Annotated in this window: 21 protein-coding genes; 6 read left to right on the forward strand and 15 right to left on the reverse strand. The window is 58.7% G+C overall.

What is annotated here, in order from left to right:
- Nucleotides 1-54 precede the first annotated feature (54 nt).
- Nucleotides 55-927, reverse strand: coding sequence for a pyridoxal kinase PdxY (gene pdxY / locus QMK58_RS00550; RefSeq protein WP_320395749.1), 873 nt, complete (start codon nt 925-927; stop codon nt 55-57).
- A gap of 119 nt (nt 928-1046) precedes the next feature.
- On the opposite strand from pdxY, the gene QMK58_RS00555 reads away from it, so the two are divergent.
- The gene (locus tag QMK58_RS00555; protein ID WP_053164000.1) at nt 1047-1460 is read left to right on the forward strand and encodes a DUF3301 domain-containing protein; all 414 of its coding nucleotides are present in this window, start codon (nt 1047-1049) and stop codon (nt 1458-1460) included.
- Between the two features lie 4 nt (nt 1461-1464).
- Here QMK58_RS00555 and QMK58_RS00560 read toward each other — a convergent pair whose 3' ends face one another.
- Nucleotides 1465-2436 carry a CobW family GTP-binding protein gene (locus QMK58_RS00560; protein ID WP_053164002.1) on the reverse strand — a complete coding sequence of 324 codons (972 nt, stop codon included), beginning with the start codon at nt 2434-2436 and terminating at the stop codon, nt 1465-1467.
- A gap of 27 nt (nt 2437-2463) precedes the next feature.
- Here QMK58_RS00560 and QMK58_RS00565 point away from each other — a divergent pair, with 27 nt between their 5' ends.
- Entirely contained in the window at nt 2464-2832 is a 369-nt protein-coding gene (locus tag QMK58_RS00565) for a hypothetical protein (protein ID WP_053164005.1), read from the forward strand.
- Here the strand turns inward: QMK58_RS00565 and zigA are convergent, their stop codons facing one another.
- Complete coding sequence (gene zigA / locus QMK58_RS00570) at nt 2833-4038, reverse strand: zinc metallochaperone GTPase ZigA (RefSeq protein ID WP_053164006.1); 1206 nt, start codon at nt 4036-4038, stop codon at nt 2833-2835. It abuts the gene before it with no gap.
- Between the two features lie 90 nt (nt 4039-4128).
- Between zigA and folE2 the strand changes: the two genes are divergently transcribed.
- Entirely contained in the window at nt 4129-5031 is a 903-nt protein-coding gene (gene folE2 / locus QMK58_RS00575; protein ID WP_320395750.1) for a GTP cyclohydrolase FolE2, read from the forward strand.
- A 3-nt stretch (nt 5032-5034) separates the two neighbouring features.
- Here folE2 and QMK58_RS00580 read toward each other — a convergent pair whose 3' ends face one another.
- Complete coding sequence (locus tag QMK58_RS00580) at nt 5035-5556, reverse strand: DUF3617 domain-containing protein (protein WP_053164009.1); 522 nt, start codon at nt 5554-5556, stop codon at nt 5035-5037.
- A 134-nt stretch (nt 5557-5690) separates the two neighbouring features.
- Here QMK58_RS00580 and cls point away from each other — a divergent pair, with 134 nt between their 5' ends.
- Nucleotides 5691-7130: a cardiolipin synthase gene (gene cls, locus QMK58_RS00585; protein ID WP_053164011.1), complete on the forward strand. Its 1440-nt coding sequence runs from the start codon at nt 5691-5693 to the stop codon at nt 7128-7130.
- Here the strand turns inward: cls and cfaB are convergent.
- From cfaB to QMK58_RS00610, 5 genes are all read right to left on the reverse strand, one after another.
- Nucleotides 7127-8311 carry a C17 cyclopropane fatty acid synthase CfaB gene (cfaB, locus tag QMK58_RS00590; protein ID WP_053164012.1) on the reverse strand — a complete coding sequence of 395 codons (1185 nt, stop codon included), beginning with the start codon at nt 8309-8311 and terminating at the stop codon, nt 7127-7129. The genes cls and cfaB overlap by 4 nt on opposite strands.
- 223 nt (nt 8312-8534) lie before the next feature.
- Nucleotides 8535-10445 (reverse strand): heavy metal translocating P-type ATPase, encoded by a 1911-nt coding sequence (locus QMK58_RS00595; RefSeq protein ID WP_320395751.1) that lies wholly within the window; start codon nt 10443-10445, stop codon nt 8535-8537.
- Nucleotides 10442-11500 carry a protease modulator HflK gene (locus QMK58_RS00600; RefSeq protein ID WP_320395752.1) on the reverse strand — a complete coding sequence of 353 codons (1059 nt, stop codon included), beginning with the start codon at nt 11498-11500 and terminating at the stop codon, nt 10442-10444. Before QMK58_RS00600 ends, QMK58_RS00595 begins: the two co-directional genes overlap by 4 nt.
- On the reverse strand, nt 11497-12531 hold the full coding sequence (hflC, locus tag QMK58_RS00605; RefSeq protein ID WP_053164018.1) for a protease modulator HflC: 1035 nt from the start codon (nt 12529-12531) through the stop codon (nt 11497-11499). The genes QMK58_RS00600 and hflC overlap by 4 nt, the downstream gene beginning before the upstream one ends.
- Nucleotides 12528-14483, reverse strand: a complete 1956-nt coding sequence (locus QMK58_RS00610; protein ID WP_320396572.1) for a protease modulator HflK — start codon at nt 14481-14483, stop codon at nt 12528-12530. The genes hflC and QMK58_RS00610 overlap by 4 nt, the downstream gene beginning before the upstream one ends.
- 213 nt (nt 14484-14696) lie before the next feature.
- Between QMK58_RS00610 and lpdA the strand changes: the two genes are divergently transcribed.
- Complete coding sequence (lpdA, locus tag QMK58_RS00615) at nt 14697-16097, forward strand: dihydrolipoyl dehydrogenase (RefSeq protein ID WP_320395753.1); 1401 nt, start codon at nt 14697-14699, stop codon at nt 16095-16097.
- Nucleotides 16098-16154: 57 nt separating this feature from the next.
- Here lpdA and QMK58_RS00620 read toward each other — a convergent pair whose 3' ends face one another.
- Nucleotides 16155-16628, reverse strand: coding sequence for an Lrp/AsnC family transcriptional regulator (locus tag QMK58_RS00620; protein WP_320395754.1), 474 nt, complete (start codon nt 16626-16628; stop codon nt 16155-16157).
- A 145-nt stretch (nt 16629-16773) separates the two neighbouring features.
- On the opposite strand from QMK58_RS00620, the gene QMK58_RS00625 reads away from it, so the two are divergent.
- Complete coding sequence (locus QMK58_RS00625; RefSeq protein WP_053164022.1) at nt 16774-17400, forward strand: LysE family translocator; 627 nt, start codon at nt 16774-16776, stop codon at nt 17398-17400.
- Nucleotides 17401-17403: 3 nt separating this feature from the next.
- On the opposite strand, the gene QMK58_RS00630 is transcribed toward QMK58_RS00625, so the two are convergent.
- The 5 genes from QMK58_RS00630 to QMK58_RS00650 all read right to left on the reverse strand — a co-directional run bounded on the left by QMK58_RS00630 (nt 17404) and on the right by QMK58_RS00650 (nt 24580).
- A complete protein-coding gene (locus QMK58_RS00630) occupies nt 17404-19533 on the reverse strand; it encodes a hypothetical protein (protein ID WP_320395755.1) in 2130 nt (709 codons plus the stop codon).
- Complete coding sequence (locus tag QMK58_RS00635; RefSeq protein WP_053164027.1) at nt 19520-20716, reverse strand: DUF3142 domain-containing protein; 1197 nt, start codon at nt 20714-20716, stop codon at nt 19520-19522. The genes QMK58_RS00630 and QMK58_RS00635 overlap by 14 nt, the downstream gene beginning before the upstream one ends.
- A gap of 111 nt (nt 20717-20827) precedes the next feature.
- On the reverse strand, nt 20828-22858 hold the full coding sequence (locus tag QMK58_RS00640; protein ID WP_320395756.1) for a pyridoxamine 5'-phosphate oxidase family protein: 2031 nt from the start codon (nt 22856-22858) through the stop codon (nt 20828-20830).
- Between the two features lie 76 nt (nt 22859-22934).
- Nucleotides 22935-23561 carry a glutathione S-transferase family protein gene (locus QMK58_RS00645; protein ID WP_053164032.1) on the reverse strand — a complete coding sequence of 209 codons (627 nt, stop codon included), beginning with the start codon at nt 23559-23561 and terminating at the stop codon, nt 22935-22937.
- 116 nt (nt 23562-23677) lie between these two features.
- A complete protein-coding gene (locus QMK58_RS00650; protein ID WP_053164034.1) occupies nt 23678-24580 on the reverse strand; it encodes a LysR family transcriptional regulator in 903 nt (300 codons plus the stop codon).
- Between the last annotated feature and the right edge of the window lie 46 nt (nt 24581-24626).

Consider the following 24626-nt stretch of genomic DNA (forward strand, 5'->3'; position numbering starts at 1 on the left):
CTGCGGCAGCTTGTAGGAGCTGCCGCAGGCTGCGATCTTTTTGCCGTGATCTGATTACAAACTGATCGAAGTCGCCTCGAACCTCACCCGCGGATGGGCAATCCGGTCCTGAGCCCGCACCAGCTCCAGCTCGTAACTGGCACAAGCCTGGGTTTCCAGCAGCACCTCATGCACCGCCGATGCAGCAAATTCGAACGCCGCCACCAGGCTGTCACCCAACAGCACGCGGGCCAGAAAAAGCCCGGAAGTCAGGTCGCCGACACCCACCGGCTGACGCGGAAACGCCAACAATGGACGCTGCAGATGCCAGCTGCCTTCTGTCGTCACCAATAACATTTCAAAGACATCCGAGGATTTTCCGGGATAATCCAGATGTTTGACCAGCACCGCCTTCGGGCCACGCGCCAGCAGCGCGCGGGCCATCGCCAGGCAATCAAACAGCGATTTCGGCTTGCGCCCTGAGAAGCTGTCCAGCTCCAATTGATTCGGGCACATGAAGTCCGCCACGGCAGCGGCTTCTTCCAACAGGAAGTCACTGACTTCAGCCGGCACGCTGCAGCCCTTCTCGGGATGGCCCATGACCGGATCGCACAAATACAGCGCTTTGGGATTCATCGACTTGATTCGTGCCACACCGGTCAGAATCGCCCGACCCTGGGCCGCACTGCCAAGGTAACCGGAGAGGATGGCATCGCAGTTGCCCAGCTCGCCAATCGCCGCAATGCCTTCGACCAGGTCAGGAATCTGATGGGGCGATAACACATCCCCGGTCCACTGGCCGTACTGGGTGTGGTTGGAGAACTGTACGGTGTTGAGCGGCCAGACATTCACCCCGACCCGCTGCATCGGGAATACCGCGGCACTGTTGCCGGCGTGACCGAACACCACGTGGGACCGGATAGCGAGCAAATGAGGCGTACGTTTCATGCGGTGAGTTTCCGTAAAACGATTGAAATTCTAGCCGCGCAGTATGCGACTAAACGCAGTCTGTACGACAGACCGGCGACGCAGTTAAGCTGACACTCTCTTGTTGGAGCAATCTGTTGATGCTGACCCTAGGAAATATTTTCGTGCTGATGCTGTTCGCCACCGCGGGCGCATGGCTATGGCACAACCACGGCTTGCGCGAGCGGGCGCTGGAACGGGTCAAGCAGCATTGCAGCAAACTTGGCGTCGAGTTGCTGGATGGCAACGTTGCACTGAAAAAAATCGCCTTCATCAAAGACGCCAACGGTCGTCGACGTCTGGGCCGTGTATATAACTTCGAATTCACCGTGACGGGCGAAACCCGCCATAACGGCACCATCACCCAGTTTGGCGCGCACAGCGCACACATCGAATTGGCGCCCTACCCTATGCCGCATGCAGAGACAGAAACTGTCGTTGATGTGGTGAAACCTCGTGCCGAAGTGATTGAGTTGAGCCAGTGGCGCCAAGAACACACCAAGTGGCGGCCTTGAACCGTTAACGCGGTGTCGTACGGCAACCTTTCAACTGGCTTTGCAGGACGTCGACATCCTGCGGCTCACTGAAAATCAGCTCCAGGCGCGAATCCTGCCGCCACTCGATGGGCTGCCAATCCAGCGCCGAGTTATCCACTGCATTAGCTGAAACCCATCCCGCGTCACTGTGGATAACCAGCTTCGCACGACGCCAGACCTGCCCTGACAGCCACCGCTCGATCAGCGTCGCATCGAATATCTGGCTCGGGTGCCAACGCCAACCGATGCTCCAGCCGCTGTCCTGCTGCTGACTCAAGCAGATGGGCAACGCGGGATCAGGCCAAACCGCAGGCATCTGCGCCAACCCCTTGGGCGCAACGAAGTTATCCACACCTGCCACGGCCTGAGCTGCCAAACCCGGCAACTCGACCAAGGGTAAAACGGCATTTTGCGTCCAATACATCGGACGCGAAGGCAGTCGAGCGGCAATCTGCGTGCGGTGTTCTTCGTCGAGATGCTCAGACTTGTTCAGCAACAACAATCCGGCGCCGTTCAGCGCCTCCTGTTGTGTCACAGGCAGTGGCTTACCATCCGCGAGCGCTTGGGCATCCAGCACCAACACGCTGGGCTGAACAGCCAACACCCCTTGCCACGGTGCCTCGCTCAGTTGCCTGAGCAATTGCGCCGGATGCCCCAGCCCGGAGGGCTCGATGAACAGGCGATCCGGTTGCGCCTTGCGCAAAAGGCGCCCAAGGCCGATCTGAAACGGCGCGCCGTTGACGCAACACACGCAACCGCCGGCCACTTCTCCCAGAGCGATACCATCGCTCTGCGAGGTCAGCAGCGCCGCGTCGAGGCCGATCTGGCCGAACTCGTTGATCAACACCGCCCACCGCTCATCGATCGGCCGTTGAGCCAGCAGGTGCTTGATCAGGCTGGTCTTGCCGGCGCCCAACGGGCCAGCAATGACGTGCGTGGGAATGTTCTGCAACATGGTCGGTGTTTTCTAAGGAGGTAATGGATGCGGTGGATTTTTTCGTTGCTGTGGGCGCTTGCCTGCGGTGAAGCACTGGCCCAGGCCTGCGTGATTCACAGTCAGGCTGAACGCCTTGATGTGAAAGTCTGCCAGCAGAATCGCAATATCCCGGAAAAACTGTTCGCCGATGGCTTCTGCCAGCCGACCCTGCCCGGGCAGAAGGTCTCAGTGGAATACGTCGATCAATGCCCGGGTGGCGCCTTCGGTGTTTGCAGCAACGCTCAAGTCGCCAATATGCCTTACCGGCAGGATATTCACTATTACGGCGTTGCCAGCGACGCGGCGTATTTGAAGCCTTATTGCGAGGCTCAGAGCCAGGGCACCTGGCTCACGCCTCAACGTGCAGACCGATAATCAGGCGGCCTCTTCATACCAAGGGCCAAACGGGTCCGCAAACACACTCCAGCCCTCGACGCCCAGCGCCATTTCATCATCCGTCAGCAGGCAATCATCAAGCTCGGCATTCAGTTGTACGAAGTCGATGTTTTGACCGATGAAGACCAGTTCCTGCCGGCAATCTCCGGCAGCAGCGCTCCAGTTCTCCATGATTGCGGCCGTACTTTCCGCGTCTTGTGGCCATTGGTTCTTCGGTACGAAACGCCACCAGCGCCCGGCGAAACCGTAACGCATCATTCCTCCGGCCTGGGACCAGCTACCCGCGTCCATGTGTTTGCTCGCCAACCAGAAAAACCCTTTGGAGCGCAGCAATTTGCCGTTAATCCATTCCCCGTCAATGAAGCTGAAAAAACGCTGGGGATGGAACGGTCGGCGCGCACGGTAAACACTGGAGGCAATGCCGTACTCTTCGGTTTCCGGTACATGTTCGCCACGCATTTCCTGCAACCAGCCCGGCGCCTGGGCCGCTTTTTCGAAGTCGAAGCGGCCGGTGTTGAGGATTTTCTCCAAGGGAATCTCACCCATCACCATCGGAATGATGGCCGCCTGAGCGTTGAGTCGCTCAAGTATGGCGATCAGTTCCTCGCGCTCGCAGCGACTGATCAGATCGATCTTGCTCACGAGGATCACATCGGCGAATTCAATTTGTTCGATCAGCAGGTCGGTAATTGAGCGCTCGTCCGCTTCGCCAAGTGTTTCGCCACGGGAGGCCAGGCTTTCTGCTGCCTGGTAGTCGCGCAAAAAGTTCATGCCGTCGACGACCGTGACCATCGTATCGAGCCGGGCGATATCGGCGAGGCTCTGCCCGGTTTCATCGCGAAACGTGAAGGTTTCCGCCACCGGCAGCGGTTCGGAAATGCCTGTGGATTCGATCAACAGGTAATCAAAGCGGCCGTCCCTGGCGAGCTTGCTGACTTCCTCCAGCAAGTCTTCGCGCAGCGTGCAGCAAATGCAGCCATTGCTCATTTCGACGAGTTTTTCTTCAGCACGATTGAGGCTGACGTCCCGTTGGACTTCACTGCCATCGATGTTGATTTCACTCATGTCATTAACAATCACAGCGACCCGCAAATTTTCGCGATTACGTAGTATGTAATTAAGAAGTGTACTTTTTCCGGCACCTAAAAAGCCGGAGAGGACGGTTACGGGCAGGCGGTTTGACATCAGCGTTGTCCTCGCTTAAGAAAAGGTATCGTCGAACTGCATTGTTATACTATAACATAGTAAAAACAACCTCTGCGATGGACCTTGCTCATGAATGCGCTGACTTTGCCGGATATTGCCGCGCAGGCGTCCCCCTCCCATCACCCCATCCCACTGGAATGGGTCGGGATGTGTGGCATTGCTCTTCCTGTTATTTTTGATGGCCAACGGCTGAGTGCAAAAGCCGATGCAGGCGTGAGCCTGGATGATGGAAATGCGCGGGGCATACACATGTCCCGGCTATATCTGGCGCTTGAGTTGCTCGAACGAGAAACCCTTTCTCCAGATTTAATACTTCAGGTTCTGCGCCATTTTCTAGACAGCCATAAGGGATTGGCCAATCGCGCTTACTTGAAAATACGCACGGATCTACTGTTGAAAAGAACCGCGATGCTTAGCCCTTTGGAAGGCTGGAAAAGCTACCCGGTCAGCATCGAAGCTCGCTTAAAGAACGATATGTTCCACGTGGAACTAAAAACCGAGCTGCTTTATTCCGCAACTTGCCCCTGTTCAGCGGCCCTTTCACGTCAGTTGATTCAGCAACAATTCGCCCGGGACTTCGCCAACCGCTCCTTGCAACACACGGAGATTCTGGCGTGGCTGGGCTCGACCAAGGGCATCGTTGCAACGCCCCACAGTCAACGAAGCACGGCGCAATTGCGCTTGAGATTGGACGAGCGCCTGAAAGACCTGCCATTGGTTGCGCTCATCAACAACGCAGAAACAGCCTTGGGCACTGCCGTTCAAACCGCGGTAAAACGCGCCGACGAGCAAGCATTTGCCTTGGCCAATGGTCAGAATTTGATGTTCTGCGAAGATGCTGCACGGCGCTTGAATCAGGCATTGAAACGTTCCCCAGGCATCAAGGCTTTTCATATTCGTGTTATTCACGCTGAAAGTCTTCATGCTCACGACGCCGTTGCCGAGAGTCTTTTCAACTGGGGAACGACATAGCTTTTAAGCGCGCGGTTTGACCGTCCCGCAATCTTGCCCTAACCATACGGCGCGAGACTCAAGACTGCCCTTCTGCTGAAGACCGGTGGCATTGAAAGTGCCATTGACCTTGGTGGTGAACTCACGATCACTCAAGAACGTGGCGACGCCTGCTCCCTGCGCCCTCGGGCAGCTGAAGCGGAACTTCCACTGGTTACCCGTACGCTCGGTAATCTCCTGTTTGCATCCCGATTGCGGATCCGTCAGTGGAATGTTGTCGGTCTTGACCTGCTCGGGAGTCAGGCACGCCCGAATACCTTTGCCACCCATAGTGATGCCCTGTTTCTCCAACTGTGCGCGTTGCTCAGGGGTGATCTGATTTTGAATCTGACCGAGGAGCAGTTGCAGATCAGGCATGTTCTGCTCATCGACCTTCATGTTGCTTGTAGTCAATTCCCATAAACCCGGTTGCAGCATCTGTGCCTGAGCGGCCACAGGAAGTGCCAAACCAAGCGCCATGGCCAAACCCAGTAGACGAACGTTCATCAAGTAACTCCTGATCAGTAGTGGCCGTTAGACGTCAACCAAAGGCGTCGGTTCATAGGCCAATTAAATAGCGACATTCTGCACAGAACATGGTCTGTTAAGCACTGAATCTTCAGGAGCAAGGCTGCCCCACTATGGATTACTTCGGACCGCATATTTTCGGCTATACCATCGCCCTGCTGCATACGCTGGGCATGATCGCCGCGATACACGCCGTGTTGACCGTTCGAACCGCGCAAGGCTCGATTGCGTGGGCGCTGTCACTTTTTTTCATGCCCTACCTGATGCTCATTCCGTATCTGATATTCGGTCGCAGTTCTTTCGACGCATATATCAAGGCAAGGCGCCAAGCCAACGAGGAAATGCGCAAGGCCATCTCTGAGCTCAACTGGCGCCCTTGGGTAGAGGAGGCGCTCACCGCCCGTGCGTCCACCGCATACGACTCATTAAGAGCGATGCCGAAGCTGGGCCATATGCCGTGCCTGGCCAACAACGAGGTGCGCCTGCTGATCAACGGGCAGGCAACCTTCGACGCCATTTTCAAAGCCATCGATCAAGCGAAACAGGCCGTACTGGTACAGTTCTTCATCATCCACGATGACCGCCTCGGCCAACGCCTGCAAAAGTTGCTGCTAAAGAAAGCGGCCGAAGGCGTTGCGGTTTACCTGCTGTACGACCGAATCGGTAGCCACTCTCTGCCTCGCAGTTATGTACAGGCGTTGCGCGATGGCGGTGTCCAGGTCAAAGCCTTCGCTACCCGCAGCGGCTGGCTCAATCGCTTTCAAGTGAACTTCCGCAACCATCGCAAGATCGTCGTTGTGGACGGCTTCCTCGGATTCGTCGGCGGGCACAACGTTGGCGATGAATACATGGGAGAAAAACCACCCTTGGCGCCCTGGCGCGATACCCACGTGCGGGTCCGTGGACCCGTTGTGGCCTGCATGCAGGAATCCTTTGCCGAAGATTGGTTCTGGGCCGCACGTGCGTTACCGCCGCTGATTCTGCCGCAGGTTTATCCAGAAGACGGCGTGCTGTGCCAATTGCTCGCCAGCGGCCCGGCGGACGCTTACGAGACCTGTTCCTTATTCTTCGTCGACGCCATCCACGCGGCGACGGAACGAGTGTGGATCACCACCCCCTACTTCATCCCCGATGAAGCCGTGTTCGCGGCACTGCGATTGGCAGTGCTGCGCGGTGTGGATGTGCGGATTCTGCTGCCTTCCCGAGCCGACCATCACGTGGTCTACGCCGCTTCCAGTCTCTATGCCTTTGAAGCGGTGAGTGCGGGTGTGCGGGTGTTCCGCTACGAGCCCGGGTTCTTGCATCAGAAAGTGGTATTGATCGACAGTGAAATCAGCGCCATTGGCAGTGCCAACATGGATAACCGCTCGTTCCGGTTGAACTTCGAAGTGATGCTGCTGACGGTTGACCGCGCGTTTGCCGCCGAGGTGGATCAGATGCTCAGCGATGATTTCGCCAATGCCCACGAAATCGCCAAAGAAGAAAGCCGGGAGACCCGTCGACTGCAACACCTCGGCATGCGGGTCGCCCGGCTTATTTCACCGATCCTCTAAATGTAGATGTCGTCCCGGGTCCATGGCAGTTCATGACTGCCATCGGCGTGGGCTTTCACCGCGAGAATCTGGTGCAGGTTGATCCAGCCTCTGGCAAAGGCGTAAGCACATCCCGCCAGATACAGGCGCCAGATCCGCAACACTTGGCCAGGCACCAGCCTCGACGCCGCTTCAAGGTTGTCTTCGAGGCGCTCGCTCCAATGATCCAGCGTTCGCGCATAGTGCAGGCGCAGGCTCTCGACATCGACGATTTCCAGCCCGACATCGCTGATCTCGGCAGAGATCATCGCCAGATGCGGGAGCTCACCGTTGGGGAACACATACTTCTCGATGAACTCACCGGCACCGCGTCCGACGGGGCGGCCATCAATGTGTTTGGCGGTGATGCCATGGTTCATTACCAGACCGCCCTCTTTTACCGCACCGAACAGCGTCTTGCAGTACTCGGCCAGATTGGCATGACCCACGTGTTCAAACATGCCGACGCTGACCACTTTGTCGAAACGACCGTCCTGCGGCAGATCGCGATAGTCCAGCAACTGCAACTCGATCAAGTCCTCCAGCCCTTCCTCTTTTACGCGTTCACGGGCCAAGGCTAATTGCTCTTTACTGAGGGTTATGCCGAACACTTTCGCGCCGAACTCTCGGGCCGCAAAACGTGCCAATCCTCCCCAACCACAACCGACATCCAGCAAATACTCGCCAGGCTGCAAACGCAGTTTGCGGCACAGGTGACGGAATTTGGCTTGCTGGGCTTGCTCAAGGGTTTCGCTGCCGGTCTCGAAATAGGCGCACGAATAGGCCATGTCGCTGTCGAGCCACAGCTGATAAAACGCATTGGACAGGTCGTAGTGGTAAGAAATTGCCTTGGCGTCGGTTTCCTTGTCGTGGAGGGTGCGCACAGGCTGGTTGTCATCAGCCTCGTCAAGCAGCGCCTGGCTCCATTCATCACAGACGCGGATCACATCGCTGATGGAACCTTCCAGTTCCAGCTTTCCTTCGACAAACGCTGCGCCTAACGAGTCCAGGCTGGGATGGGTGAACTGGGTAACCATTTGTGGGTCCTTGACCACAATCGTCACGCTGGGCGCCGGCCCCAGATTAAATTCATGGCCATCCCAGAGTCGCAGACGAAGCGGTAACTGCAGATTCTGTAAGGCCGGTGGAAGATGCGCGAGCATGGATATTCCCCTTGTTTCAGACGTCTGATCAGAGGGTAGACCATGTTGGAAAAATAGCGGCCTATCGAATCCATAGCCGTTTTCCATGGATTCACGACGCCAATTCCGCCGCCGTGAACACGAAATGGTGCGCCCTTATTACAAATGACTACGAACCGGCGCCACAGTTCTAAAAAACGTATAAGCCTTTAGCGTGGGGGTTCAGGCCAATCCCAGAGGAAACTCAGACTTCTTCCTTTAGCTTGAGCAAGGGCTCCTGAAACCTGAGCAAACGCCCGGCATTCCCCAACACCAGCAACGTACTGAGGTTATGCAGCAATGCCGCCACCATTGCCCCGGCAGCGCCGAGCCAGCCAAAGGCAGCAAAGGCTACAATCGCCAGTGTCCAGCCCAGGCCAATGATGACGTTGACTTGCAACGTCCGGCGACATTGACGGCTCAACCGTACACAGGTGCCAAGACGGCGCAAATCGCTGCCGATCAAGACGATGTCCGCCGAGGCCAACGCAATGTCTGCACCACCAGCGCCCATTGCCACACCGACCACGCCAGCCTTGAGAGCGAGCGAATCGTTGATGCCATCACCGACCACCATCGGCCGGAAACCGCTGTCGATTTCCTTGAGCACGCGGTTCAGTTTGTCTTCGGGCAACGCCTGCGCTTCGACATCACTGATACCGACATCGCGGGCAAGCGTTTGCGCGACGCTTTGACGGTCCCCAGTCAGCAACAGCTGTCGACCCAACCCAAGGCCACGCAATTCACTCAGCGCAAACCGGGCTTCGGGCTTGACGCTGTCGGCGAGCAACAGCCAGGCGAGAAACTCACCGTTGAGCGCCAGTCCGGCTATCGGGCCATCGTGGTCCGGAACGGCAGAAGTGATGATGCCCAACTGACTGAACAATTCCGGACGGCCGAGTGCGGCTTCGCCTTGCCCGGTCATCGCCACGACCCCCAGGCCTTGGCGCTCATGAATGTCCGAAAGCAACAGGAAATGCTCCTGGGAAACCAACCCTGCCAAGGCACGACTGACCGGGTGGCTGCTGGCCGAGCCGAGGCTCGCCGCGAGCTTCAACAGATGACCGTGATCCTGCAGAGGGCTATCGATGGATTGCAGTCGCAACGTGCCAAAGGTCAGGGTGCCGGTCTTGTCGACAACCAACGACGTAAGGTCTGCCAACTCCTCAAGAAACGCCGAGCTGCGGATCAGAATCCCGTGTCGCGCCGCCACTGCCACCCCGGCAATCGCGGTGGCGGGTGCCGACAACACCAACGCACAAGGACACGCCGCCACCAACACCGCCAGCATCGCCTGGGCATTGTTGGTGACGAACCAGGTCACTGCCGCCAGCAACAAAACCAACACCATGTAGCTGCCGGCGTAACGTTCGAGCAAACGCGTAATCGGCGGCTTGGAACGCTCGGCGTTTTGCATCAAGGCGATGACTTTCCCGAGGGTCGACTCGTGGCCGGTGCGGGTCACTTCGATGCGCAGCAAACCATCCAGGTTGATAGCACCGCCGAACACCGACATGCCGACACCCGCCTCCATCGGCACCGACTCGCCGGTGATGGATGCAGTGTCCAGACTCGCCTGTCCGGACAACACTCGACCATCTGCAGGCACCCGATCTCCGGCACGAACTTCAACCAGATCCCCAGGCTTGAGCGTACCGTTGTCGACTTCGATAACGGAGCCATCCGCCCGAACCTTGCGCGCATGACTGCGGGTCAATTTACCCAAGGCGTGAATCGCTTCCTGGGAACCGATGACACTGCGTTCTTCCAGGACGTGCCCGAAGATCATGATGATCGGCAGCAAAGCCGCGGTCAGCAGATCGCCGGTGGCCCATGCCCCAAGCATCGCCAGGGCGATCAATTGATCGGTGATGCCGTGCAGGCTCGGATACCGCAAGCTGTACCAAGCCGAGCGCATGACCGGAACGGCGACCAACAGCGAAGCAAAACCCAACAGTAACTGACTGACGCCGGTCTGCTCCGGGGACAGCCAGCGCCAGATCAAACCGAGCGCCAAAAAGCCCATTGCGAGCATGGCCAGGGTTAACTGGCGCGCAGCGCTGCGTTGTTCTGCCGACGACAACAGGCTCGGTGCGGCAGCGGTTTTAACGGTCATTGTGCAGCTCCCTGAATGATCAGGCGGGAATCGTCTTTAGGGTCGATCGTCGTTACCGATCCGGCTTGGCCGAGAATTTTCGGCATACGCTCCCGGTAAATGCGCAGGAGCATTTGTGGGTCGATGCGTTGCTGTTGCGCCTTGGCCAGACTCAACACCGTGGCCGTGTCGGCAGACGCTTTCGCCAGCCGTTCGCTCGCCTGCGCATGGGCGACTTGCAGCGTGCGGTCCGCTTGCTCGTTCGCTGACTGAGTGAGCTTCTCCGCTTCGGTGCGCGCATTGGCCACGGCTTTGTCGGCTTGCTGGCTGGCCGTCAAAACCGCGTTGAACGCGTTGACCGCGGGACCGGGAAGGCTCGACTGTACATCGACTCGCGCCACTTCGATTCCCAACCCCTGCCCCGTCGCAGTGAGTTCCGCCAAACGCCGATTGATCCCTTGCACCAGATCACCCCGCAAGCGTTCGCGCCGTTCAGCCGCTTGGCTGTCAGCGCCGATCAACTCCGGACGAGCGACGAGGATGGTGTCCAGATCACGCGCAGCGGTGAGCGCTACGGCGCTTCGAGTGACCAGTCGATCCAGCGCCGGCAACACATGTTCGCTCTGAAGCACGAAGGCATAAGGCTCGGTGACTTTGTAGAACACCCGCACATCAAGTTGCACCACGCCGGCATCACCCGTCAGCAGGTAACCGGAACCGGCCAATGCATCGCTGATCGGTGTAGCGAAACTCGCCACGCGATCAGCTTGTGAAGCGGCGTCACTTCGCAGCAGGTTTTCCACTCGACGCTCGATCACGCGATCCGCGGCCGGCAGCAAAATCACTTGTTCAAACGGCCTCGGCCAAGCCAATAACAACCCTGCATTCTGGATTCGATCCAGCGCACCGAAGTGCAAAACCACCGCGCGATTCTGCGGGTCGATTTGCCGCACATTGGAAAACACCCATGCCAATGCAGCTAGAACGGTCACCGCGTACAGGGCAAGAAACGCCAACCGACCGGCCTGAATCCATGGGCTACTCAGCTCATTTGTTCCACGTGGAACCAAACTCATGGCTGCGATCCGGGTTTGGTTTCAAGGCTCGGCGGACCGTCAACCAACACTCGAAACGGTGCAGCATCGGTGCGCAAAATCAATTTTGTTCCCGGCGTCACGACGGTGCCCAAGGTGTCGAGCGAACGCAGTAAGTTGTAGAGCTGCGGCGATCCGGCGTAGGCACGACCATAGATTTGCGCGGCCTCAACTCGAGATTGCGCTTCGATGTCGGCGGCTTTCACCGTGGCATCAGCTTGCACAATTCGCGCATCACGCTCGGCAGCGGAACGAATTTGTGCAGCTTCACGTTTACCGATTGCAGTCCGTTCCGTGGCGATGGTTTCACGCTCGGCGCGCATTCGGTCGACTGTCGCCGTGAGTGTCACCGACGGCAAGGTCAATCGCTCAATGCCAACTTGCAGCACACGCACCCCATAAGTGGTGAGCAACTGCTGATCGATCTGCTGACGCAACTGCGCCTCGAACTCGGCAATGTGCACTTGATTCGCATCGGTATTCACCAGATTCGCCAGATCAAAACTGCTCGCGGTCGTTTCCAGTGCCGAACCAACAAACGTACGAATCTGCCGAGCCGCTTCATCCGGCTGGTTTTGCACCGCACGCATGAAGCGTTGCACATTGTCCGGATCACCCTGCACCTGCCAGGCCACATAGGCCTGAACGATGATGCGCAAACCGTCTCGCGTGCCGACATCCTGCAAACCGCTAGAGGTGGTGCGCAGTCGCAGGTCCACCGGAATCGCTGCTTCGAATGGTGCAGGCCAACGCCAGCCGAGCCCCGGTTCCAGCAGTACCCGCGATGGATTGCCGAAACGCGTGATCACCGTGGCTTCGCCCGATCGCACTTGCACCAGGCTCGCAGCCGCGACAGCAAATGCCACCAGCAACGCAGCCCAACCCATGCGCCGCCAGGGGAACGGCCCCGCTTCCTGGGGATCACCATGATGATGGTGATGACCGTGGTGGTGATGACCAGCATGGCCGTGACCGGTGTGCTCATCGTGATCGTGAGTGTGGGACTGGCTCAATTGGCAGCTCCTGGCTGAGCGGTTTTGCGCGACGACGCAGGGTCAACCGGCGGTATAAACGTACGGAGATCGATGGTCGGTGCATTGCTGCTACCACCCAGACGATGATCGAGAATCAGCAACCTGGCATTGGCCAGGCCTTGGGACAATTGACTCAGATATTGCTCCAGAACGAAGGCCTGGCCAGCGCTTGCATAGGCCTTCTGTTCGGCCCTGAACTTCAGGTCTGCCGCTTGGGCGTTAGCGTTGATCTCACCCGCGCTGGCTGTCGCCTGATCGCGAACGATGCTGGCTTGCAGTTGTGCCTGATGGGTCGCTTCTGCCGCCGCGCCGTGCTCACGGGCAATCAAAGCCTGTGCGCCGATCTGCGCCGCTTGTACACCGTGATACGCGTTGGCCGCGCCGGCCGGTGGATGAATGGCCTCGACCACGGTGGCGAGAATCTCTACGCCACTGTCGAGTGTTTGCAAGTCAGCCTGCACGGCGCGGCCGATCTCTTCGGCGAGCCCTACCCTGTCCTCGCCGAGCAATCCATCAAGGGTGCGCGAAGCAAAATCGTGAACCAGAATTCGGCTGGCGGTACTGCGAATCAGCGTCGGCACGTCAGCACTGTTGTAAGTTGCCGCCAACGCCGCTTGATCGGTTAGCCCGATGCGATACACGAAGCGCACATCCATGTTGACGACCTGGAAGCTCTGCCTGTCGCCACGGCTGCTGGCAATCACCTGTGACTTATCGTTCACATGGCTGGCATCCCACAAACGATTGGCGATGGCAGGTGCCGGACCTTCAGCCGGGTAAAGTTGAGTGGCCGACGCTTCACCGACGCTGGTGGCCAGCTCATGAACAACTCCGTTTTCGACACTCAAAACCCGCCCCAATGGCCACGGTAAACCCGCGTGTAAGCCTGGGCCGAAAACTTCAACCGGCTTACCGAATCGCTCGTAGATACCGCGTGCCTGCAACGGAATTTCGTGAATGCCGGTCAGAGCCCAACCGATGATTGCCACCACCGCCAGTATCGGCACGAACGCCCGACGTATGTAGGTGAAGGCCCAGATCTGGCGTAGATCGATGCCGAAACGGTTATGCAGTTCGTGCTGCAACGCCAGCAAGGGTTGTGGCGGCCAGCAGAGCATGTCAGCGATAAAACTGCGCGCCAGCAGCTCGGGCTCAAGACGCTCGCGACGCGGGCTGAACAAGGACAACACCGCACGTAACAGCAACTCGGCGGCCACCAGCCCCGGTAAAAGACCGATCAATACCGCCAGGCGAGCAGGCCAAACCGCAGTCTCGTTGGCGAACAACAAGCAGACGGCGCCGAGCACCAGGCTGATAATCGCGACGCGTGTCAGCTGCGCCAAAGAATCAGCTTCAGGCCATTGCGCGGTGTTTTCCTGTGCAAGGTGGCGCTCCAGCACCAGTAACCCGAAGGCCAACAGCAACGAAATCGCTGCGCCAACGGTCGCCGCCATTCCTAAAGCGGCGGGCGGCAAAGCGAGGCTCCACACTTGATTGATCGCCACTAGCGTCAGCAGTGCCCACCCGCCCAGCCACAACGTGGGTGCACCGATTTGCCTGACAACATGCAGCCATCGCTGACTGATCCGATCGAGCAAGTGCTCATACCAATCTGACGTTGCGGTGGCTTCGTTGACGACGATCACCGCAACCTCCGGATTAATCGCCCGTCCGCGCCATTGCGTCACCCACCTGGCCGATTGCAATCCCGCAATCAACACCAGGAAAGCGGCACTCTGGTTGACCAGCAACGCAGGCCAAAGCGATTGCGGTGCAAACAGTCCTGCAAAAAACGCCAGCAACAAGCCTGTCGCTGCAAGCACCCCGGCGCCCATTGCAAACTGGCGCAAACGTCGTCCCTGAAAGAGAGCCTGTTGAAAGCGCGGCAATCCGGCGAGCGGTGCCTCATCCACATCGAGATCGACTTGCATATCACCCCAGCGTTGGTCTTTGCTCACATGGCAATTCGTTACGGTATAACGAAACGCGTGAAATTTCTGTATTCAAATGCGCTATCTAAAATCGCTCAAGCTGTCGATTGCCTGAAGCCTTGACCGAAATGCCGAGGAACGCACATATTACGCTCGTAATTTTACTCGCGAACTACTTTTACCCATCCCGACTTTCAAACCAGGAGAATATCCATGAGCACTTATGACATCGTGATACTCGGCGGTGGTCCCGGCGGTTACAACGCGGCGATCCGCGCCGGGCAACTGGGTTTGAAAGCGGCCTGCGTGGAAGGACGTGACACCCTCGGCGGCACGTGCCTGAACGTCGGTTGCATGCCTTCCAAGGCGTTACTGCATGCCTCTGAACTTTACGATGCGGCTATGGGTTCTGAGTTCGCCAATCTTGGAATCGAGGTAAAACCCAGCCTGAACCTCGCCCAGATGATGAAGCAAAAAGATGAAAGCGTGACCGGGCTGACCAAGGGCATCGAGTTTCTGTTTCGCAAAAACAAGGTCGACTGGATCAAGGGTTGGGGCCATATCGACGGTCCAGGCAAAGTCACCGTGACCGACAGTGCGGGTGGCAAAACCGAACTGAGCGCCAAAGACATCATCATCGCGACCGGTTCCGAACCCACTCCCCTGCCCGGCGTAGACATCGACAACCAGCGCATCCTCGATTCAACCGGCGCGCTCTCGCTCAGCGAAGTCCCCAAACATCTGGTGGTGATCGGCGCCGGGGTAATCGGCCTGGAGCTGGGTTCAGTGTGGCGACGCCTTGGCGCAGAAGTGACGGTGGTCGAATTCCTCGACCGAATCTGCCCCGGTGTTGACGGCGAAGCGGGCAAAACGCTGCAACGTTCACTGAGCAAGCAAGGCATCAAATTCAAGCTGAGTTCGAAAGTGACCAGCGCCACTTCATCCGCCACCGGTGTCCAGCTCAGCGTCGAACCCGCCGCTGGCGGCACTGCCGAGCTGCTGGAGGCGGATTACGTGCTGGTCGCCATCGGTCGCCGACCTTACACACAGGGGCTGGGCCTGGAAAACGTCGGTCTCGTCACGGACAAACGCGGCATGCTCGCCAACAAGGGCCACCGAACCGAAGCAGCGGGAGTGTGGGTAATTGGCGATGTGACGTCCGGGCCGATGCTCGCGCACAAGGCTGAGGACGAAGCCATGGCCTGCGTCGAGCAGATCGTTGGCAAGGCTGGCGAGGTCAACTACGACCTGATCCCCAACGTGATCTACACCAGGCCGGAACTGGCCAGCGTCGGCAAGACCGAAGAGCAGCTCAAGGCTGAAGGTCGCGCCTACAAGGTCGGCAAGTTTCCCTTCACCGCCAACAGCCGGGCGAAGATCAACCACGAGACCGAAGGCTTCGCCAAAGTGCTGGCCGACGAGCGCACCGACGAAATTCTCGGCGTGCATCTGGTAGGCCCGAGCGTCAGTGAAATGATTGGCGAGTATTGCGTTGCCATGGAATTCAGCGCCTCGGCCGAGGACATTGCCCTGACTTGCCATCCTCATCCAACGCGCTCGGAGGCGTTGCGTCAGGCGGCGATGAATGTCGAGGGGATGGCGACGCAGATGTAAAAGATCAAACGATCGCAGCCTTCGGCAGTGCCTACGATGGCTGCGATTTTTTTGCTTTCAGGTTGGCAAATGCTCCAACGGCAACGCCCCCGGCGATTTCACCGTGTGGATCGCAAAGTTGCTGCGAATGTCGCTCACACCCGGCAGCTTCAGCAAACTTCCAGTGAGAAAACGGTCATACGCACGCAGGTCCGGCACCACCACTTGCAGCAGGAAATCCGACTCCCCCGACACCAGAAACGCCGAGACCACTTCCGGCAACGCCGTTACCGCCAGGCGAAACGCTTCTGCCTGTTCGTCGTTATGACGCTCGACCTTGACCCCGACAAACACTGTCAGCCCAAGGCCCACTTCGTCGCGATCGAGATTGGCCTGGTAACCGCGAATCACCCCGGCCTCCTCGAGCATTCGCAACCGACGTAAACAGGGTGACGCGGACAATCCGATCTCGTCGGCCAATTGCACATTGCTCAAGCGCCCGTCCCGTTGCAGTGCGGCGAGAATTTTACGGTCGTAGGCGTCCAGTTTCATGATTTGGCAGATCCTGATGGTTACAGCTGAATTAACCAGCAGATTATGCCAATCAAGAACCCAATAGAAGCGAACTACGCAAGCACCTGCCCCGCCTCTGCGTCCTAGACTGGCCCTACCGAATCGACAACGAATGGGGTACGACATGGCAGGAATTGGGCTGTTTTTCATGGCGCTGGCGGTGGTCTACCTATTGCCGGGACCTGACATGATCCTGCTGTTGCAAACCGGAGCTCGCCAGGGCAAGGGCGCAGCGCTGGCCACGGCTGTCGGTCTGGCCATCGCCAGGGGTTGTCACGTGGCGTTGGCGGCCCTGGGCCTGGCGGCATTGTTCAAAGCCGCGCCGTGGACCTTCGATGTGGTGCGTCTGGCGGGGGCCGCGTATCTGCTGTGGCTCGGCATTCAGTGTTTGAGGACCACGATGTTGCCGAGCCTGACCGATCAGCTCACGAGCGAACAATCACGCTGGAGCACAGCGATTCGTCGCGGTTTGCTGACCAATCTGCTCAACCCCAAGGCTTTGCTGTTTTGCTCAGTGTTGCTGCCGCAGTTTATTTATCCACAGGCCGGGCCGGTGCTTGAGCAATTTGCGACCCTGGGTGTGGTGCTGGTCGGCGTCGGTTTGCTGTTCGACAGTGCCTACGCACTCGTTGGTACCGCGCTGGGCCGTTGGCTGCAACGCAGTCCTTCAGCCCAACGTTTGCAGCAGTGGTTGTTCGGCAGCCTGTTGATCGGTTTCGCTGTGCGGCTGACCTTTGTTCAACAGGCATGAGCCTTATTGCGCCTTGCGGCGGCGATTGATCAAAAATAATGCCGCCGCCGTCACCACAACCACTCCACCATACTGCAGCGGTTTTTTGTAAGGCCGCAGAGTTGATCGCACGGCATCGGTAACTTGGGTCACGTAGCGCTTGTCGGCATTTTGAAAGTCGGGATACGGGCACTGATGACCGAAATGGAACGCCCAATCCACGTACGGCCCTTCTTTGACGTAGCGCTGGTAGAAAGCACGCTCCTCTTCAACGCTAGTGTTCCAACCGGCTGCCGCGCACAGCACGGCCGCAAAGGCTTGGCTGGTGTGAGGCAAATTGTCAGCCGCTCGACCGGCCAATGCCGTGGCCACAAATCGATAGTGGTAACGCTCATTGGGCTCAGCAACGCTGGCCTGCTGACGCTTGACTTCGCCCTCAGCGATCAATGGCCCGACCTTGAGTTCAGAGCTTGCCAGGCTGAAGTTGCCGTCGAATGTGGCGTAATCCGGGGCCATTTCATAGCCGAGGATTTCCATTCCAAACGCACGCGCGACACCGGCCGAGTTAAACAGCGCGGCGGCTCGAGTCGTTGGCCACCAGGCAGCGTCCGCTTCCTTGCGCAACATGGCGTAGGACTTGGCCTTGTTCTGTAAATCGACGTTATCGAAGTACGCCGGCGCTTCGTCGTAATGCCCCTCGCGCAACAATCGCCGCCCAAGCAAATTGCGCAGGCTCGCTGCAACCGGCAAGGGCACATAGTTATCGCGCTCCTGCTGAGTAAGCGGTGGTGGTGCCGGGACTTGGGTGTCGACGTAGTGTTTGAGTTCTTCAAGGGTCAACACACGCTCGGCCACCGTGGCCGCGTCGAACCAATAGTTACTTTGACTGCGATAGAGCTGATCGAAGGCTTGCAGGTAATCGCCGCGTTGCAGCGCCAGAATCGCGCTCTCGCCCTCGACCCGACATTTAGGCTGCAGCGTTTCGTAATCGAAGTCTGGCGTGCGTCGTTCGCCCCAGGATTCATTCTGCGGGAAGGCCTGGGCAGCCTTGGCGTAGGCCGCGGCGGCGGAAGATTTATCGCCCTCGCGCAGCGCCAGTTTTGCCCGTAGCCACCACGCCAAACCGCCGTCCCCGGCGTGTTCGAGGAAAGCTTTGGCGCTGACGTAGTCGCCCTGTTGATAATTCATCGCCGCCAATCGATCGGCATTATCGAGGCTGCCACGGGTGCTGTTTTGCAGCAGTTTGATCATTTTCTGTTCGTTTGGCGCTTGATCACCGAATGACCAGCCCAACCGGCTGATCAGCGACGCCGTCACCAATTGCTGCACCGGTTTGCCCTTGAGCAATTCAGTCAATTGATCTTCAGGCATGGCCGCCAAATCGGCCATCAACAGCTTCAGGGAGGTGTAGCCCACCGCCGATCCATGCAGGTTTTGCGCGGTATACAGTTCGATGGCGCGGTTCCAGTCGCCAGCGGCGCGCACCACCCGGGCTTCTTCGCCGAGGCTGGCGATGCCCAGTTCCAAAGGATCGCTGAAGCCGTCGATGCTCAGCTGACGTGTTTGCTCGAACGCCTTGCGCGATTGTTCCAGCCGATCAGGGCTCGCGCCGGCTTCGGTACTCATGGCAAACAGTGCCCGCCCCAGGGAATAGGCCGCCCAGGTGCTGCGCAATGCGCGTTGATCGGCAGGCAGTGCCAGCACTTTTTGGAAGTACTCGGCCGCCATGACATGGTCACCCGCGCCGAATGCCACAGCGCCGGCCAGATAGAGCTTGAACTCGGCGGGCAGGCTCGCGCCTTGCACTTCAACTTGGCGAGCATCGGTCAATCCACGCAACTGTTTGACCAAAATCTGCTGTTCAGCCGTCAAACCCGTTTGCTCGGCCAGATCCCGCTGCTCGGAATAACCGGAGGTTTCGCCATAGCCATCGCCGGGGCCCAATGTGGCGGCCGTCGCGTGCTTGAGCCCAGCGATCGCCTGCCCGAGGCGGCTCACCTCGAAACTGAAATTGCCTTCCGGCAACTCCGCCAGCGACTGCTCGCGGTTGTCCAGCAAGCGCATGGGAAAATCAGGGCCGCAGGCCAGCGCCGAACCCAGCGGCAAGCTGAGGCTCAGGCAAAGCAAATGACGCGGCCAGTTACGGGGAAACATTCGAACCTCCTTGATCAATGTGTGCGCAGCGAGCCCAACCAATGGCGCGCTGCCCGCCGGCCGGGATTCGACCGTCGCGCAGGCGGGTGAAGGTAAGCAGATCCGGACTCTGTTGCAATGCATAACCGGCCAGCGCATCGGCGCCATCGCAACCTTGCACCGCCAGCGTCAAGCGCTCTGGCCAAGGGCTGTCGAGGTTGCCCAGATTGGTGATCGCGATGTCATAGAGACCTTTGTCGGCCGAGAGTTTCAACGTCAGCTGACTATTCAGGACATCGCCTCTGGCGACCGCCCGCAACGTCGTGAGACTCCACGCACGACGGTCGTTGGCCAACGGCAGACGAAACCAAATCAGGCCTGCCAGATGTTTGGGTGGATCAGCGCGCAACGTGGCCCCGAGTGCACTCAGCTGCTGCGGATCGGCGAGCAATTCACGGCGCTGTCCCTCACGATCAAGGGTGACTTCACTTTCGACAATAGGCGCGCCGCTGGCTCCCGACAGCAACGCAACGCCATAGGCCGGCAGCGCCAGATAAAAGGGCTTTGTCGAGACACGACTCCAGGCATTCGCCCATTTTCGAGCCTGATCGGCGTCGAACAAGCCAAGGCGCGGATCACTGACCGCATGGACTTGCAGCACGCTGCTGTCGACTGCGGATAACAGCGCAGGCAGTTCGGGGCTGTCGAGCCAGGCGGGTAAAGCCGTGATGCTCAGCGGCAAAGATGCCGGCAGAGCGGCGCGCAATCGCGTAAGAAACTGACGATAGCTCCGTAGCCGAGAGTTACCTGCATCGTGGTCGATTTCGACACCAGAGACTGTCAGCCCTTGTGCCTGCCAATCGACTAACAGCTGCTGAACTTGTGCGGTGACTTCATCTTGATTCAACGAGGGCAGTTGCCCGTCGAGACGAATCACCGCAATCAGCGGCCTACCATCCTGCTTGAGCAATACCGGATCAATTCGCGCCCGGTTCCAGCCAACCTTGGGGAAGGCTTGCAACGCCAGCACCCGCAAGGTCGAAAAGTCTGCACGGCTGTCGCTAAGGGCTGCACCATGGGCCGGTGTCCATTGCCGTTGCCAAACGTAAAGTTGCTGATCCAGCGGTGGTGTGTCCTGTCGTTCGCAACCGGTGAGCAGCGCCAGCGTCGTTAACAGGACGATCGCGCGAGTGAGAAGAACCATGAAAAACGCCTGTCCCTGAAAAGCAGAAAGGGCCTGCCACGGCCCTTTTCGTATTGCGCACTACCCTACTTATTCAATGCTGTGGGGGCAATGTTCGCCTGCCATGATCCTTTAGATATCGAGCACCAGCGGCTGCGTTCCCTGCGCCGGAATCGCACAGCAAATCAGCACATGTCCTTCATCAGGCACGTCCGCGGGTGGCTGTGGATAATTCACATGGCCGCTGATCAAGCGCGTTTTGCAGGTCCCGCAGGAACCGCCTCGGCAGCTGAATTCCGGGCGCAAGCCTCGACTTTCCGCCAACTCCAGCAGGCTGCCACCATCGGGTTGCCAACGTGCTTCCTTGGCCGAACGCTGGAACACCACCGGCACCGAGGTGGTGGCGGCCGGAGGTTGTTCGATGACCACTGCATCGGAGTCTGGCTGGCGGCGCAACGTCGAAGGACCGAAGGTTTCGGCGTGGATCCGCGCGTCGCGGATGTCCATCTCACGCAAACCGTCGTACAACGCCTGGGTAAAACTTCCGGGGCCGCAGAGGACAAAATCCACCTGGTCGTAATCCTCGACTTCAAGCAAGTCCTTGAGGAGCGTGATGTCGATACGCCCGGTCAGATCGAAATCGGCCCCCTCCAATGCTTGCGGTTCTGGCTGGCTGATCAGACGCGAGACTCGCACCGCCTCACCCGCATCGTCGAGCAAGCGGTCCAGCTCCCTGCGAAAAGGCTGATCGGCCAGCGTTCGCGAGCTCTGGATAAACCACGTCGGCCGGATACGGCGAGTGCGCAACCCCTGATAAACCACCTCACGCAGCATCGACAGCAGCGGCGTAATGCCCACGCCGGCCGCCAGCAAGACCAATGGCCGTCGCTCGTGGGGCGCCACGGTGAAATGCCCTTGTGGCGCCCGCGCCTCCAGCACATCGCCGACACGAAGGTGTTCATGCAAATGCGTGGACACTCGCCCGTCACGTTTCACGCTGATACGGAAAAAGTCATCGGACGGAGCGCTCGACAGGCTGTAGGTACGGATATGTACATCACCGTCAATGTTGAAGCGCAATGGCAAATGCTGCCCAGCCTGGAACAACGGCAACCCGGCACCGTCAGCAGGCTCCAGATAAATTGAACGGATGTTATGGCTTTCCACTTCGATACGCGCCACACGCAAGGGTCGCCATTGATCGCCCAAAGCCTTGGCCTGCAATCGTGCCGTGGCTTGTTCCCATGTCCCGGTCAGCAAACTGGTGGGCGACATGCCGTCGAAGCGCCAACGCAGCGCCAGGGCGCCAGGGCGCCGCACCACTTGCTCGACCTCGAACGTCCACAGCCGCTCGGCCCCTTGAAACGCCTCGATCTGCGGACCTTCGAGGATGATCTCTGTTCGTCCGATGAGGTGCAGCAAGTCACCGGTATTGAAATCAATAAACAGCAGGCCGGCTCGGGGATTGAGCAGCAGATTGCCCAAGGTATTGAAATGCAGGTTGCCAGCGAAGTCGGGAATGGTCAGGCGATTGCCCTCCACTTGTACGAACCCGCCCTGACCACCCCGGTGAGAAACGTCTACCGAACGTTCGCCGTCAACCTCGACGTAACTGGCGACAAAGAAGGTGTCGGCCTCGGCGATCATGGCTTTGGCGGCGTCATCCAGCGCGTTGAAATGTTGTGGGACTCGCGTCGAAGGGTCCGCCAACGGCACTGATCGAAACTGCCGCAACTGAATGTACTGGGGGCAATTGCCGAACGACTGATCCACCGTCACCCCAAAGCCGCCCGCCTTCATCAAACGAACGTGACCGTTGATACGGTTACGGCGCCGGGTGTGCAGCTCGATGCCCAGCAAACCGATTGCCGCGCCCTCGTTGAGTTGCGCCGGGTCATCCGCCGCCGGCAGGGTGCTGAACTGCAGTAGACCGGGCTCAGGTGATTGGGCGAAACCGGGTACACCTTCAAGCACGCTGGCCCACGGATCACCCTGTGCATCGACCGCGCCGTACAACATGAACGGCAATTGCTGATAGAAGGTGCGGTGCTGATCCGGCATTTCGTTGCGAATCACCTTACGCCCGAACGTCTCCATTCGTTCAGCTACACCCACGTGCGCCTGCAATTGTTTCTCGCCGGCATGCCATGGTGAACGGTCCATAACGGTTTCTCCCCTGCAGCGTGGAGGTTGTGGCGAGGGAGCTTGTTCCCTCGCCACATGTTCAGTGTTAGCAGTATCAGGCGGTTTTTTGCAGACCGGCGACTGTGCGCGGCATACCGACAAACCCCGGCAGCGCTTCAATGCGGGCCAGCCAGGCCCGGATGTCGGCGTAGTTGTCGAGGGAGACATTGCCCTCAGGGGCATGGGCGATGTAGCTGTAGGCCGCAACATCGGCAATGGTCGGTTCACTGCCGGCCAGATAAGTTGAATCGGCCAGTTCTTGATCGATGACTTTGAGCACGGAGTGGGCGTAAGCGATCACTTCCTCAGCATTGTACGGCGCACCGAAGACCGTGATCAGCCTGGCCCGGGCAGGGCCGAAGGCAATCGGGCCGGCTGCCGTCGATAACCAGCGCTGCACCTTGGCGGCACCGACCGGGTCGGCTGGCAACCAGCGGCCGTTGCCGTACTTTTGCGCCAGGTAAACCAGAATTGCGTTGGAATCGGCCAGCACCACGCCTTGGTCATCAATCACCGGCACCTGGCCAAACGCATTGAGCGCCAGGAACTCCGGTTGCTTGTGTTCACCCTTGGCCAGGTCGACAAAGATCAGATCGGTCGGCAACTTTAATAAGGAGAGCATCAGCTCGACACGGTGGGCGTGACCCGAACGTGGGAAGTTGTAGAGTTTGATGGCTTGCATGGCGACACCTCGGTTGAGTGGTGCGGTTCAGGGAAGATGAGCCGTATCTTCTACCCACAACCGAATCAACAGAATCACCATCAAACGCAATCCATTATTTCGCTCAGTGAAATAACTCAACGCTGCAAGGCGGGATGTTCTCGTAGCGCCTTCACCGCAAAGTCGACAAAGCTGCGCACCCGGGCCGAGGCTTTGCGCCCGCCCTGATAGATCACATGAATGGGTAATGGTGGAAGCTCGAACTCGGCCAGGATAATTTCCAGCTCACCGGCTGCCACTTTGCCTGCGACCTGATAAGACAATACTCGCGTGCATCCAAGCCCCAGGCATGCCGCCGTAATGGCTGCCTGATTCGCCGTGACGATCAGTCGCGGTTCCGACCGGACACTCACCAGCTCACCCTGGTCAAGAAACGGCCAACTCCTGAGTTGGCCGATAGCCGATGTCGCAATCATTGGAATTTGTGCCAGCGCTTGCGGGTGTTCGGGCCGCCCATGGCGGTTCAGAAACCGTGGCGAAGCACAGATCACCCGCCGCACTTCACCCACCCGGATCGCGTGCTGGCTGCTATCGGGTAGTTCACCTATGCGCACAGCGACGTCGATGCCCTCGTCGACCATACTCACCACGCGGTCAACCAGCACGGCGTTGATTAAAACTTCAGGGAACTGCGTCAGGAAATTCACCATCAGCGGTGTTACAAACAACTCGCCAAATAATACCGGCGCGGTAATCGTCAATTGCCCACGGGGCTGAGCATGGCTGCCTGCTGCCGAATCTTCCGCTTCCTGTACTTCGCTGAGAATTCTCCTACAGTCCTCTAGGTAGCGCTGACCTGCCTCGCTCAGATACACACTGCGCGTGGTGCGCGTGAGCAATTGGGTGCCGATGCGTTTCTCCAGAGCCGCCACCGCCCGTGTAACGCTGGCAGCCGACAGGCCAAGATGCCGCGCTGCCGCCGAAAAACCCTGCATCTGGGCGACGGTCGCGAATATCTGCATTTCCTGGAAACGGTCCATGGATGTGTGTCCTGGTTCCGGATAAAAAAGTGCAACCGCAGTTGGA

It is taken from the genome of Pseudomonas sp. P8_241 (assembly GCF_034008315.1).
GTDB lineage: Bacteria > Pseudomonadota > Gammaproteobacteria > Pseudomonadales > Pseudomonadaceae > Aquipseudomonas.

Coding starts and splice junctions, on each gene's coding strand:
- QMK58_RS00565 (WP_053164005.1), top strand. CDS start 2,464: ATGCGGTGGATTTTTTCGTTGCTGTGGGCGCTTGCCTGCGGTGAAGCA.
- QMK58_RS00560 (WP_053164002.1), bottom strand. CDS start 2,436: ATGTTGCAGAACATTCCCACGCACGTCATTGCTGGCCCGTTGGGCGCC.
- QMK58_RS00630 (WP_320395755.1), bottom strand. CDS start 19,533: ATGTTTCCCCGTAACTGGCCGCGTCATTTGCTTTGCCTGAGCCTCAGC.
- QMK58_RS00555 (WP_053164000.1), top strand. CDS start 1,047: ATGCTGACCCTAGGAAATATTTTCGTGCTGATGCTGTTCGCCACCGCG.
- QMK58_RS00625 (WP_053164022.1), top strand. CDS start 16,774: ATGGCAGGAATTGGGCTGTTTTTCATGGCGCTGGCGGTGGTCTACCTA.
- QMK58_RS00600 (WP_320395752.1), bottom strand. CDS start 11,500: ATGAGTTTGGTTCCACGTGGAACAAATGAGCTGAGTAGCCCATGGATT.
- folE2 (WP_320395750.1), top strand. CDS start 4,129: ATGAATGCGCTGACTTTGCCGGATATTGCCGCGCAGGCGTCCCCCTCC.
- QMK58_RS00650 (WP_053164034.1), bottom strand. CDS start 24,580: ATGGACCGTTTCCAGGAAATGCAGATATTCGCGACCGTCGCCCAGATG.
- QMK58_RS00620 (WP_320395754.1), bottom strand. CDS start 16,628: ATGAAACTGGACGCCTACGACCGTAAAATTCTCGCCGCACTGCAACGG.
- QMK58_RS00640 (WP_320395756.1), bottom strand. CDS start 22,858: ATGGACCGTTCACCATGGCATGCCGGCGAGAAACAATTGCAGGCGCAC.
- zigA (WP_053164006.1), bottom strand. CDS start 4,038: ATGTCAAACCGCCTGCCCGTAACCGTCCTCTCCGGCTTTTTAGGTGCC.
- QMK58_RS00645 (WP_053164032.1), bottom strand. CDS start 23,561: ATGCAAGCCATCAAACTCTACAACTTCCCACGTTCGGGTCACGCCCAC.
- cls (WP_053164011.1), top strand. CDS start 5,691: ATGGATTACTTCGGACCGCATATTTTCGGCTATACCATCGCCCTGCTG.
- pdxY (WP_320395749.1), bottom strand. CDS start 927: ATGAAACGTACGCCTCATTTGCTCGCTATCCGGTCCCACGTGGTGTTC.
- QMK58_RS00595 (WP_320395751.1), bottom strand. CDS start 10,445: ATGACCGTTAAAACCGCTGCCGCACCGAGCCTGTTGTCGTCGGCAGAA.
- QMK58_RS00580 (WP_053164009.1), bottom strand. CDS start 5,556: ATGAACGTTCGTCTACTGGGTTTGGCCATGGCGCTTGGTTTGGCACTT.
- cfaB (WP_053164012.1), bottom strand. CDS start 8,311: ATGCTCGCGCATCTTCCACCGGCCTTACAGAATCTGCAGTTACCGCTT.
- QMK58_RS00610 (WP_320396572.1), bottom strand. CDS start 14,483: ATGCAAGTCGATCTCGATGTGGATGAGGCACCGCTCGCCGGATTGCCG.
- QMK58_RS00635 (WP_053164027.1), bottom strand. CDS start 20,716: ATGGTTCTTCTCACTCGCGCGATCGTCCTGTTAACGACGCTGGCGCTG.
- lpdA (WP_320395753.1), top strand. CDS start 14,697: ATGAGCACTTATGACATCGTGATACTCGGCGGTGGTCCCGGCGGTTAC.